Origin of the sequence: Arthrobacter sp. G.S.26 (genome assembly GCF_050847375.1) — a bacterium.
In the GTDB taxonomy this organism is placed as follows: domain Bacteria; phylum Actinomycetota; class Actinomycetes; order Actinomycetales; family Micrococcaceae; genus Arthrobacter.
This window is the reverse complement of record NZ_CP193752.1, coordinates 879,940-891,165: the sequence shown is the minus strand read 5'-3', so window position 1 is coordinate 891,165 and position 11,226 is coordinate 879,940. Positions and strand designations below refer to the sequence as shown.

Here is an 11,226-nt window from a genome sequence, read left to right as displayed (position 1 = left end):
TGATAGCTACCCCGGCACACGGGCCGCGGGTAGCCCGGGCTGCAGCTCCCGGGCCCTCAGGATGGCTGAACAGCAGCGCCGGGTGGGGCAATGCGGCCGGCCCCGGCATAGACGTTAAAGCTGGTGCCCCGGCTGAAGCCGGCCAGGGTCAGCCCGCTGGATTCCGCGAGCTCCACTGCCAGGGACGACGGCGCACTGACGGCGGACAGCACCGGGATACCTGCCAGGGCCGCTTTCTGGACCAGTTCAAAGGAGGCGCGGCCGGAGACCTGCAGGACCGTCCCGCGCAGCGGAAGGAGGCCTTCCCGGAGGGCCCACCCCACCACCTTGTCCACGGCGTTGTGCCGGCCCACGTCCTCCCGGACGCACAGCAGCCGGGCGCCGCCGTCGCCGTCTATGGTGAACAGTCCGGCGGCGTGCACACCGCCGGTGCGCTCGAAAACAGTCTGCCCTTTCCTCAGCTGGTCCGGCAGGGACGCCAGGACTTCCGCGGCCACGGTGAGCTGATCGCCGGCGGGGCTGTAGTGCGAGGACCGGGTCACCGCATCCACCGAGTCGGTCCCGCAGATTCCGCAGGCGCTGGAGGTATAGGACCGGCGTCCGTGGTCCGGGACGGTGACGTCCGGGCGGAGCTGGGCTTCGACCACGTTAAAGGTCTGGACACCGTTTTCGTCTTCGCCGGCGCAGAAACGCAGGGACGGCAGCTGTCCGGGCTCCCAGATGATGCCCTCGGAGACCAGGAAACCAGCCACGAGGTCAAAATCATCGCCCGGCGTGCGCATGGTGACCGAGTGGCTCAGGCCGCCCAGCCGGATCTCCAGCGGTTCCTCCACCGCCAGGATGTCCTCCTTGTGCCGCACCGGGAACTCGAGGGCAGCCGCTGAGCCGTCCAGGACATACCTGTGCACCTTGCGGCGCTGTGTCACCCTGCCCATGTCTGCTCCGTCCTGCTCATCGATCCATCATCCCAACGTGGCGGCCGGCGCTCAACCAAGGAGTGCGCTCCAGTCCACCGGGCCGGCCGCAGCTGGTTTTGCCGCCGGCCTGGCTGGCCGGGTGGCAGTCCTGGGTTTGGCTTTGGCCTTGGCGGCCGGGTCGGCGGGGGCCGGCAGGTCCGGACCCCAGGGCAGGGCGAAGGCCGGGACCGGTTCGCCCAGTTGGACCCCGTGCGGCGGCACCACCAGCACGCCGTCGGCGGCGGCGAGGCCGCGCATCATGCCGGGCCCGGTGTGCTGCGCGGGTGAGGCCATCCCATATACGAGCCGGAACGGCATCAGCCGGGTGCGCCCGGGCTCGGGTTCGATCATGGTTCCGCACGGCACCTCCTGCACCGGCGGCAGCGGCGCGTGCCCCAGCGCAGCCAGCAACGGCCCGCCCACGGTGGACAGCGCCAGCATGGCGGCCAGGGGGTTGCCGGGCAGCCCCAGGATAAAGCGGCCGTCGGGCAGTTCGGCGAGCACCACCGGGTGCCCGGGCCGCATCGCGATGCCGTCGATCAGCAGCCGGCCGCCCAGCCCGGCAACGGCTTTGCGGAGGTGGTCGGTGCCGGAGAGCCCGGTTCCGCCGGTGGTGATCACGACGTCGGCCGGCAGGTCCGCCGCACCGGCCATCTCCGGAACGTCGTCCTCCAGGGCTCCCAGCCAGTCGTCGTAGGCATCGCCGATCCGTTGCCGGCCGCCGTCCATGCCGCCGAGCATGGCCACCGCCCCGGACAGTTGCGGGCCGAAAGTGTCGCGGACCTTGCCCGGTCCGGGCACGCCGTTGTGGACCACCTCACCCCCGGTCAGGAGCAGCCTGACCAGCGGTTTGCCCTGCACCTGCAGGGTATCGTGGCCGGCGAGGGCCGCCAGGGCGATGTGCGCGGGGTTCAGTGTCACACCGGCCTTCACCAGGACGTCTCCGGTCAGCGCTTCCTCACCGGCCTTGCGGATGTGCTGGCCGTTCCGGGGTTCGCCGGGCCGGGCCGCACGGCCGCTGGTGAGGACGGGCAGGCCGTCCTCGTCGCTGGTCAGCACGGCGGCCTCGGTGCGCAGGATTGCCTTGGCTCCGGGCGGGATGAGTCCGCCCGTGGCGATGGGGCTTGCCTGGTGGGGCGCCAGCCGGGTGCCTTGCTCCGCCAGGATCCACGGCCCGCTGCCGTTGACCGCCCAGCCATCCATGGCCGAGGAGGCGTAGTGCGGCATGTCCTGCAAGGCCACAATGTCCTGTTCCAGGCGCCTGCCCAGGGCGAGGTCCAGCGCCACCGGTCCGGCCGGAATCGGTGTGGCTGCGTCGAAGGCGGCCTGCCGCGCCTCTTCCCACGTGTGGGCAAGGCGTGTTGGCGGCTCCGTTTGCTCGGGCTCCTGCGTTTCCTGGTGGGCTTCGGTCATTCGCCGGCTGTCCCGGCGGCGTCCTCGGCATAGGCGACGGCCAACCCCCGGGCCACGGCCAGGACGGCGTCCATGGCTGCCGGATCCTGGACCTGGCCGGGTGCCGACGCCAGGCCTGCGGCGTAACCGGCAATAAACGTTGTCAGGGGCGCGGCCGGGCGGACCACCGAGTGCGCTGCTACGCCGGCGAGCGAGAGGACGGCGTTCACATCCACGTGGAAGCCCTCAAGTTCGTAAGCCTGCAACAGTGCCCGGCACCATTCCTCGAGGGTCTCTTCCTGGCTTTTCACGTGCTGCCTCCAAGGTAGCTGCGGCCGCGGGCGTCAGGGCCCGTATGTGGTTCCTGACCTTCAGCGGCAATTCCTAGTGCGGCGGCGTCGTCCCACGTATCCACATCTGCTGTGGAGCCGGCCGGGACGGTGACGGGCTGCACGTCAAGACTAGCAAGGAGGGACCGGACCGAGCCGTTCGTCAGGCGGCCATCGGCGGCCAAGGCAGCGGCCGCCTTTTTTAGTCCATCTGTGCTGTAAAGGCCGGCCAGCGGCTGGTTGGTGCCGTCGGCTGCCCGGGCGATCACCCCCTGCTTTCCCGCGTCCGCCGCATCGGGGAGCGCCGCGCACAGCACCCGAACGGCTTCCGCGGCGTGCGGCATATCGCAGGCAAGCACCAGGACAAAAGCGGCCGGGGCGTGTGCGTGCGGTCCGGCCAAGGCTTCCAACCCGGCCAGGGCGTCCAGTCCGGCCGCGATGGCAGCTGCCGGCCCGGCAAAGGCCGGCTCCTCCCGGCAGGACTGCACACCGTCCGGCAGGGTTCCGGGGTCCGGCCCCACCACCACCCTGCGGGCCGCGCCGGAGGCTGCTTCGAGGGCACGGTCCAGAAGGCTGGCAGCGCCAAGAACCAGGTCCTGTTTGGGGGTTCCGCCCAGCCGGGATGACCTGCCGCCGGCAAGGATTACAGCATCAAATTCAACCGGGGTACCGTCCACTCCCCCAGCCTAGCCACGGACGGCTCCGCCCGCACAGCCGGTATGTGCTGCCGTGGCAGCGGTCAGGCAGCGCGCTCCGGCAACAGGAAGGGGTCCCAGGCGGGGGTCGGCTTTTCGAGTTCCTTGATCTGCCAGATGGCGCCGCGGGGCGGGGCAGGCACAAACCGCAGTTTCCAACCCATTTCGCCGGGCGTGTGGTCACCCTTGACGTTGTTGCAGCGCAGGCAGGCCGCCACCAGGTTCTCCCACGAGTCGGCTCCGCCGCGTGATTTGGGCTGGATGTGGTCTATGGTGTGCGCTGCCTTGCCGCAGTAACCGCAGGCATGTCCATCCCGGCGCAGCACCCCCCGGCGGCTTACCGCTGTTGACTGGTTATACCGGGGACGGATGTAGCGGTTCAGCAGGATAACGGAAGGCCTGCCCAGGATCTCCTGCGGACCCACGACGGGATCGTCGCCTTCGGCCACAACGCTTGCCTTGCCCGTGAGCACAAGCACCAGCGCCCGGCGGAAGGTGATAACCGCCAGCGGTTCATATCCAGCATTCAGAACGAGAGTGCGCATGCACGTACCTCCGGCCGCACCCGTCAGGGGCACGAGGGCCGGCTGCCCCCGGCGTGTCCGGGCTATGGATCGACATGACAAGAGTAAACAACGAAACGCGCTATCAACTAATTCCGGAGTTCACCGGTTCCGTGTCGTTGCGGCAGCTCCCTGCGGGGCGGCATCACATGGCAGGGCCTGGCGGCGGATGCACGAAGGACCCCCGCACCGTGGTGCGGAGGTCCTTCGGAGTGTGGCCTTTGGGCGGTTGACGCCGGCCGGGCCTGGGGTTCCCGGGAACCCGCTGGAATCAGCTGACGCGGATAAACACGGGGCCGGAGCCCACGTTGGCACTGAACACGATGGTCTGGTTGCCGTTGAAGCCGCCGTGAACTGCCTGGCCGTTGCCTGCGTAGACAGCGATGTGGGCCATGCCCGAGCCGCCGTTGGCGTAGTAGATCAGGTCACCGGGCTGAGCCTCGGCGGCACTCACGGTGCGGCCCAGGGAGAGGTAGCCTGCAGGCCAGTCGTGGAAGTTGATGCCCACTGCTGCGAGGGAGTTGGTGACCAGCATGGTGCAGTCCTGGACCACACCCAGCTGGGCGTAGGCGGCGGAGAGGATAGCCGCGCCCTTGCCGCTGGCGGGGGCCTGGGCTGCGGGTGCAGCCGCCGGAGCGGGAGCCGAGGCAACGGTGGCCGTGACCTTCGGTGCCGCAGCAGGCTGCGCAGCAGGGGCTGCGGCGGCGGGCGCTGCGGGCTCGGCTTCCTGGACGGTAACTTCGGGCTCGGGCTCAACAACGGGAGCCGGCGTGGTGGTCACGGCCGGCTTCTCGAAGGTGATGGCGATGGTCGAAGCGGCGGAGATGGGGGCGTCAACCGTCGATTCAACTTCCAGCCCGGACAGCGGCGCTGATTCGCGCTGGGTGCTGGCGTCTGCAGCGTTGGCTGCGATTCCGCTGGTGAGGACCAGGCCGGAAGCTGCGGCGATGACGGCAGCCTGGCGTCCGAAGACTCCGGCGTTGCTGCCGACAGCCTTGGCAATGACGGTGATCGAGTTGGTTTTGGTGACCTCGGCGCGATGCCGTGCGATTGCACGAGTAGTCATCAGTTCTCTCTTTCGTTGTCCCGGGCCCTGCTGGTGGGCAGGCCCGGGGCGTTGGCCGCGCCGGCATCTTGGGGGTATTCCGGCGCGTCCAGAACGGGGATTTGGTGATTGGCGTGAAGCGGTTTCGAGCAAAGAAAAAGTTCCCGGGGCCGAAGCCCCAGGAACTACTTGCCGAGCGTGTAGAACGAGGAGGAGCCCGTGGCTGCCACTGCGTGGAGCAGGGTGCCCTGGGAGGGGTTGAGCGCGCTGATCATCATGCCGTTGCCGACGTAGATACCAACGTGCGCGCCGCCATTCTGCATGACCAGGTCACCCGGCTGCGGGTTGGACGTGGGCGTCATGGCGTTCCAGGCATTCGTGCGGGGAATGCTGATGCCGGCCTGGGCGTAGACCCACTGGGTGAATCCGGAGCAGTCCCAGCCATTGGGGCTGGTGCCGCCCCAGACGTAGGGACGGCCGATGCCCGTGTAGGCGATGGCTGCGATGCCGGACGTCGAAGCCGCAACAGGCGCGGCCTTCTCTGCCGGCGCTGCTGCCGCGGCCGTAGCTCCGGCTGCGGCCGGGGCTGCTGCCGTTGCGGTGGCTGCGGGGGTGGCCTGCACTCGGACCGGCTCCGGCTTCGGCGCAGCAATGGTTGTGACCACTGTGCGTTCGAAGGAAACGGTGGCGGTGGGAGCGGCGGTGACTGCCAGCGCGGTCTGGGCGGTGCCGGACTCGGTGGAAGCGGACACTCCGGCAGTGGTGTCAGCAGCTGTGGCAGGCAGTCCCATGGTCAGGATCAGGCCCGACGCGGCGGCGAATACTGCCGCCTGGCGACCTACTGTCCCGGCATTGGCACTGACGGCTTTGGAAACACTGTCCAAAGGGCTGGTGCGAACCGTGAGCGCACGGTGGCGCGCAGAATTGTGGCGTGAAGACAAGAAGGTGGCCTCTCCCAATGCCTGCGAGGTGAGCTGTCGGATTCGGATGGGAGTCACCCGGCCGCGCTGCTTCCTGGGAAGCTTTGCGACTTAACCCCAAGGCCTTCGATACAGCTGAAGGCCAAAATTGGTTCCCCCGCCCCTGCCAGACGATGAAATGCGAACGGACCTTGAGCGGTGGCAGAGCTAGGCAATCCACTCAAGAGCGTCAAGTTCGGAAAACTTGACGCAAGTTAGACGGTACAGCAGTTTCGTTTCAATGTCACATTCAGGTCACGGCGGATCTCGGCGATCCGGTAGTGAACCATCATTTGACTAGAGCCAGCCGGTAGGATCGACGACTTCGCCGTTGACCTGGACCTCGAAGTGGAGGTGGCAGCCGGTGGAAGCGCCCGTGGTGCCGCTCAGGGCCACCACATCGCCGCGGGACACCGTCTGGCCTTCCTTCACAGTGAAGGAGGAGAGGTGGTTATAGGTGGTCTCCAGGCCATTGCCGTGGTCGATCACCACGCGGTTTCCACCGCCGTACTGGTGCCAGCCGACGAATGTCACGGTTCCGGTTGCAGCAGCAAGCACGGATGTGCCGCACTGGGCCACGTAGTCCTGGCCACGGTGGAAGTCGCCGTTGCCGCCGGTGATGGGGCTGACGCGGTAGCCGAAGGGAGAGGCAGTGGTGAGCGTGGCCAGCGGCGCAGCAAGGCTGCCTGCCGAGGCCGCCCGGGAGACGGCGCTGGCGGACTGGGCGCTGAGCAGCTGCTTGAGCTTGCCGTCCGGATCGGCCTGGGTCACCACAGCGGAACGGCTGAAGTCCAGCTGGGCGCCGGCTTCTGCGGAGATCCGGGGCTGCGGGGTTACTGCGGCGGCAGCCACGGGGGTGGCTCCGGGTGCGTCGGTTGCAAGCACGGGGCTGGTGGCCGGGACGGTCACGGTAAGGACCAGGCCCGTGGCAGCCAGGGCGATGCCGGCTTTCTGGCCCATGCCGCTGGCCGACGCGAAGTCGGTGATCTGCCGGAAGGGACCCCTGCGGCGGCGCGCGTCGCGGTGGAAATCGCGCGGGCGCTCCGTGCTGGTGGCTTCAGCTGCCCGTGGCGCCGAAGCGGGGACGGCCGCACGGCGGCGTCCCCTGGAGGTCTGCATGGTCAAGAACGGTTCCTCTCTGGAAAAGCCTGCGGAGTTAGCTGTCGGATTCGGGTCAGAGAGTTCGTTCGACCCGGTCCGCGCGGGCAAGCTTTGGCACAGGGGTATCCCGTAGGATCCTTCACTGGAGAGGCTTGCTGCTGACGGACTTCACCCCAAGGCAGCCCCCGCTGCCGGTTGTGGTTCCCCCGCCTCTGCCAGAAATGACTTGTGCGCCTGATCCGCTGGCAGAGCTCGGCTCCGGATCAAGTAACGCTTATGTATCAACGCTTAGGTTCAACTATATCCGTTACCCCCGCAAAGTAACAATTCCGTTATCTTTGCGTAACCCGCTCGGGATTGGGTAAGTGCGGCGTCGGGCAGCGTCAGTTGACCGCGACGAAGACGTGCGCTGCCACTTCAGGGGGCAGTTCCAGGGCACCTTCGATGCCGGCCACGCGGACGGAGATGTAGTCGCCAACGCGCTCCAGCGAAACGGCTGCGCCGGGCCGGATGCCGCCTTCGTCGAGCTGGACCAGAAGTTCCGGTTCAACCTGGATGGGCTCCGCCAGCCGGCTCACCGTCACCGAGGAGGCGGGGCCGTAGGACTTCATGGCTTCGAGCAGGCTGACGGCTCCGTCCCGGAAGCCGTTGCCGGGCTGGCCACCCAACGCCGCGAGGCCCGGGATGGGGTTGCCGTAGGGCGACTCCGTGGGGTGGTTCAGCATCTCGTAGATGCGCTTCTCCACGCGTTCGCTCATCACGTGTTCCCAGCGGCAGGCCTCGTCGTGGACGTACGCCCAGTCCAGGCCGATAACGTCCGCCAGGAGGCGCTCGGCGAGCCGGTGTTTGCGCATGACTTCGGTGGCGCGCTTACGGCCGGTCTCGGTCAGTTCCAGGTGCCGGTCCCCGGACACCACCACCAGGCCGTCACGCTCCATCCGGCCGATGGTCTGCGAAACCGTGGGCCCCGAGTGCCTCAGCCGTTCCGCGATGCGGGCCCGGAGGGCAACGATGTTTTCTTCCTCAAGCTCCAAAATGGTGCGAAGGTACATCTCCGTAGTGTCGATAAGATCCGTCATCCAGCTCAGCTCCTCGAGCGCAGTACCTTGCGTTGTCCCACCGTACCGCCCAGACGGCGGCGTAGTCCGTGGAAAAGCTTAGCCTATTTTGAGTTTGTCCGAATAGATTCGGCTCTTCTGCCGGACTGTCTCAATGACTGGACTATGACGGGTGCGGTTCCCGCCGAAACACCACTTCAGGCACAATTGGAGGGTCCGGGCCGAGGGCCGCTGACCACTGGCGGCCGGCACCCAGCCGTCCCGGCGCAACAACTTCCACGCCGAAATTGGAGCACCTGTGAGCGAAACCAGCATCACGATCCCCGCCAACCTGCTGCCCCGGGACGGACGGTTCGGCGCCGGACCCTCCAAGGTCCGGCAGGAGCAGATCGATGCTCTTTCCGCCGCGTCCAAGGCCATTCTGGGGACCTCCCACCGCCAGGCTCCGGTCAAAAACCTGGTGGGCTCCGTCCGCTCCGGCCTGAGCCAGTTCTTCCGCGCCCCCGAAGGCTACGAAGTAGTCCTCGGCGTCGGTGGCTCCACCGCATTCTGGGATGTTGCCAGCTTTGGCCTGGTTGAGGAGAAGGCGCAGCACCTGTCCTTCGGTGAGTTCGGTTCCAAGTTCGCAGCCGCCACCAACAAGGCCCCGTTCCTGGCGGCTTCCTCCATCATCAAGGCGGAGCCGGGCACCCGTCCCACGGCACAGGCAGAGGCCGGTGTGGACGTCTACGCCTGGCCCCAGAACGAAACCTCCACTGGCGTCTCCGCCCCGGTGCGCCGCGTCGCGGGGGCCGATGAAGGCTCGCTGGTCCTGGTGGATGCCACCTCGGCTGCCGGCGGGCTGGACGTGGACGTTGCCGAAAGCGATGTCTACTACTTCGCACCGCAGAAGAACTTTGCCTCGGACGGCGGGCTGTGGCTGGGCCTGTTCTCGCCGGCCGCACTGGAGCGTGCCGCGCGGATCAAGGCCGGCAACCGCTGGATCCCGGATTTCCTGGACCTGCAGACGGCCATCGACAACTCCCGGCTGAACCAGACCTACAACACCCCGGCGCTCTCCACCCTGGTGACCCTGGACGCCCAGGTGCAGTGGCTGAACAGCAACGGCGGCCTGGACTTTGCTGCCGGGCGCACCGCCGATTCGGCAGGCCGGATCTACAGCTGGGCCGAGGCTTCGGAGTACGCAACACCGTTCGTAGCCAACCCGGACGAACGGTCCAATGTCATCGCCACCATTGATTTCGATGATTCCGTGGACGCCGCCCAGGTGGCAAAGGTCCTGCGAGCCAACGGCGTGGTGGACACCGAACCCTACCGCAAGCTGGGACGCAACCAGTTGCGCATTGCCACGTTTGTTGCCATCGATCCGGACGACGTGACCGCCCTGCTGGCCAGCATCGACTACGTGGTGGGCGAACTGCGCAAATAGCGCGCAGCGACATGTCCTGAACGCACGACGGCGCCGCCCGGCTAAACAGCCGGGCGGCGCCTTTTTGTTGTGGTGCGGAGTGCCGTGGTGCGGAGTGCTTGGTGCGGAGTACTTTGGTCAGAAAATGCCGTGCGGAGTGCTGGGGCTTCGGCGGGAAAAACCGGGCCCGCGGGGCCTTAGTCTCCCCGGCCGCCGAAACCGGCACTGTCCGGCGAGTCTTCATCCTCGTCCGTTTCGGCGTCGTCCGCGTCATCGTCGTCATTGTCGTTAGCTGCATCAGCTGACACAACTGCGTCGTGTTCCTGGCCTTCCGGCACCTGGTCCGCAACGTCGTCGTCCGTTTCTGCGGCATCCGCATCAGCAGAGCTGTGGGCCGGCGCGTCCCGGTGCCGGCGTTCCTGCTCCTGGGCAGCCTGTTCCTGCTCATCCTCAGGCCGGACGCGTTCGGCCCACGGCACCCATTCAGGGGCGAGGATGGATTCCCCGGACGGTAGCATGCCGAGCTCGTTGACGGTGACCGTCTTGGAGCGGGAGTTGCGGGTCAGCACGGCGTACCACTGCCAGCCCTGGTAGCCGGCGAGCCTGGACTCGAACAGGTGCGTCACCAGGCGGTCGCCTTCGCTTTTGGCGGCCAGGTGCCGGCCAACGGCGCCAGGTTCGGTGATGCCCTCGACGGCGGCGCGGGCCGAATCCACGGCTGCGGCCAGGAAGGCATCCGGCTTTCCAACCCGCCAGACGGGCACACCGGCGCCCCGCTTGGGCGCGGCCGGTGCGGGGGCTGCCGCAGCAGGGGTGGCCTGGTCAGCGGCCGGGGCGTCAGCGGCCTGGTCCTGCAGCACCGCTTCCGGCTGTTCAGCTTGGGGGTTCATGGTTGCCTAAACGTCCAGCTCGTCGGCGACCTTGCGGAGGGCAGCGGCGATGGCCTTGCCCTTGTTGCCTTCCGGGTACTTACCGGCCGACAGGGTGCCGGACAGGTTATCCAGCACACTCACGAGGTCCTGGACCAGGGGCGCCAGGTCCTTGGCGCTGGGCCGCTTGGCCTTGGCCAGGGACGGCGTTTTGTCCAGTACCCGCAGGCCCAGCGCCTGGGCACCCTTCCGGCCGTCAGCGACGCCGAACTCCACACGGGTGCCGGCCTTGAGTTCCGTCACACCCTCGGGCAGCGACGATTTGGGCAGGAATACTTCCTGCCCGTCCTCGCCGGCGAGGAAGCCGAACCCTTTGTCCTTGTCATACCACTTGACCTTGCCGGTAGGCACGTAATCAACCTTCTTCGTCTTAATGTCTGGGGACCCGGCCGGCCACCACCGCGTCCGCACTGTGGTGCGGGTTCAGGGTATGGCAGCTGCGGACCGTCTTGGTCTGTATCCTTCAAGGTTATCCTGCCCGGTGCCACATTCCCGCTTTACCGGGCCCCACGGGAGCCGTTCACCCCCGCCGCCGCGGGCCTGTAGCGTTACTTCCATGACACCCCCGCGCTACCGCAGGCCCCTGATGATTGCGGCCGCAGCCATTGCCCTGCTGTCCCTGGCCGCCGTTGCAGCCGTTATGGCGCTGGCCTTCGCCGGCGCCGTGGCTCCGCCCTGGGTGACCTACTCCGCCCTTTACGGGCTGCCGCTGGCATTCATCCTGATGCTCTTCCTGGTTCTGGACAGTGTTGCCGGGCGTCGCCGGGCAACAAAGCCTGACCGGCGGTAAC

At 67.6% G+C, this 11,226-nt stretch carries 13 protein-coding genes and 2 riboswitches; of the genes, 2 read left to right on the top strand and 11 right to left on the bottom strand.

The genetic code is table 11. The features are described from left to right. Positions 1 to 56 precede the first annotated feature (56 nt). The 9 genes from fdhD to ACRB8A_RS04085 all read right to left on the bottom strand — a co-directional run bounded on the left by fdhD (position 57) and on the right by ACRB8A_RS04085 (position 8,119). Positions 57 to 935, bottom strand: a complete 879-nt coding sequence (gene fdhD, locus ACRB8A_RS04125; protein ID WP_050686637.1) for a formate dehydrogenase accessory sulfurtransferase FdhD — start codon at positions 933 to 935, stop codon at positions 57 to 59. A gap of 51 nt (positions 936 to 986) precedes the next feature. Then, entirely contained in the window at positions 987 to 2,369 is a 1,383-nt protein-coding gene (locus tag ACRB8A_RS04120) for a molybdopterin molybdotransferase MoeA (RefSeq protein ID WP_050686636.1), read from the bottom strand. Beyond that, positions 2,366 to 2,659: a DUF6457 domain-containing protein gene (locus tag ACRB8A_RS04115; protein WP_050686634.1), complete on the bottom strand. Its 294-nt coding sequence runs from the start codon at positions 2,657 to 2,659 to the stop codon at positions 2,366 to 2,368. The genes ACRB8A_RS04120 and ACRB8A_RS04115 overlap by 4 nt, the downstream gene beginning before the upstream one ends. Beyond that, positions 2,656 to 3,354, bottom strand: coding sequence for a molybdenum cofactor guanylyltransferase (gene mobA / locus ACRB8A_RS04110; protein WP_056596071.1), 699 nt, complete (start codon positions 3,352 to 3,354; stop codon positions 2,656 to 2,658). The genes ACRB8A_RS04115 and mobA overlap by 4 nt, the downstream gene beginning before the upstream one ends. A 62-nt stretch (positions 3,355 to 3,416) precedes the next feature. Beyond that, entirely contained in the window at positions 3,417 to 3,917 is a 501-nt protein-coding gene (locus tag ACRB8A_RS04105; protein ID WP_050686630.1) for an HNH endonuclease, read from the bottom strand. Positions 3,918 to 4,206: 289 nt separating this feature from the next. Continuing rightward, entirely contained in the window at positions 4,207 to 5,001 is a 795-nt protein-coding gene (locus ACRB8A_RS04100) for an NlpC/P60 family protein (RefSeq protein WP_050686628.1), read from the bottom strand. 164 nt (positions 5,002 to 5,165) lie between these two features. Then, positions 5,166 to 5,864, bottom strand: a complete 699-nt coding sequence (locus ACRB8A_RS04095) for a C40 family peptidase (protein ID WP_050686626.1) — start codon at positions 5,862 to 5,864, stop codon at positions 5,166 to 5,168. A 61-nt stretch (positions 5,865 to 5,925) separates the two neighbouring features. Then, a riboswitch (cyclic di-AMP (ydaO/yuaA leader) is annotated at positions 5,926 to 6,100 on the bottom strand. 136 nt (positions 6,101 to 6,236) lie between these two features. Continuing rightward, positions 6,237 to 7,058 carry a M23 family metallopeptidase gene (locus tag ACRB8A_RS04090; RefSeq protein WP_050686650.1) on the bottom strand — a complete coding sequence of 274 codons (822 nt, stop codon included), beginning with the start codon at positions 7,056 to 7,058 and terminating at the stop codon, positions 6,237 to 6,239. A gap of 10 nt (positions 7,059 to 7,068) precedes the next feature. After that, positions 7,069 to 7,277: riboswitch (cyclic di-AMP (ydaO/yuaA leader) on the bottom strand. A 146-nt stretch (positions 7,278 to 7,423) separates the two neighbouring features. Next, on the bottom strand, positions 7,424 to 8,119 hold the full coding sequence (locus ACRB8A_RS04085; RefSeq protein ID WP_050686625.1) for a metal-dependent transcriptional regulator: 696 nt from the start codon (positions 8,117 to 8,119) through the stop codon (positions 7,424 to 7,426). Between the two features lie 277 nt (positions 8,120 to 8,396). On the opposite strand from ACRB8A_RS04085, the gene serC reads away from it, so the two are divergent. Then, entirely contained in the window at positions 8,397 to 9,527 is a 1,131-nt protein-coding gene (gene serC / locus ACRB8A_RS04080; RefSeq protein ID WP_050686624.1) for a phosphoserine transaminase, read from the top strand. Positions 9,528 to 9,703: 176 nt separating this feature from the next. Here the strand turns inward: serC and ACRB8A_RS04075 are convergent, their stop codons facing one another. Together ACRB8A_RS04075 and ACRB8A_RS04070 are read right to left on the bottom strand one after the other, a co-directional pair. Then, on the bottom strand, positions 9,704 to 10,396 hold the full coding sequence (locus ACRB8A_RS04075) for a DUF3027 domain-containing protein (protein ID WP_050686623.1): 693 nt from the start codon (positions 10,394 to 10,396) through the stop codon (positions 9,704 to 9,706). Between the two features lie 6 nt (positions 10,397 to 10,402). Continuing rightward, on the bottom strand, positions 10,403 to 10,786 hold the full coding sequence (locus tag ACRB8A_RS04070; protein ID WP_050686622.1) for a cold-shock protein: 384 nt from the start codon (positions 10,784 to 10,786) through the stop codon (positions 10,403 to 10,405). Between the two features lie 205 nt (positions 10,787 to 10,991). On the opposite strand from ACRB8A_RS04070, the gene ACRB8A_RS04065 reads away from it, so the two are divergent. Then, positions 10,992 to 11,225 (top strand): hypothetical protein, encoded by a 234-nt coding sequence (locus ACRB8A_RS04065; protein ID WP_050686621.1) that lies wholly within the window; start codon positions 10,992 to 10,994, stop codon positions 11,223 to 11,225. Position 11,226: the final 1 nt, after the last annotated feature.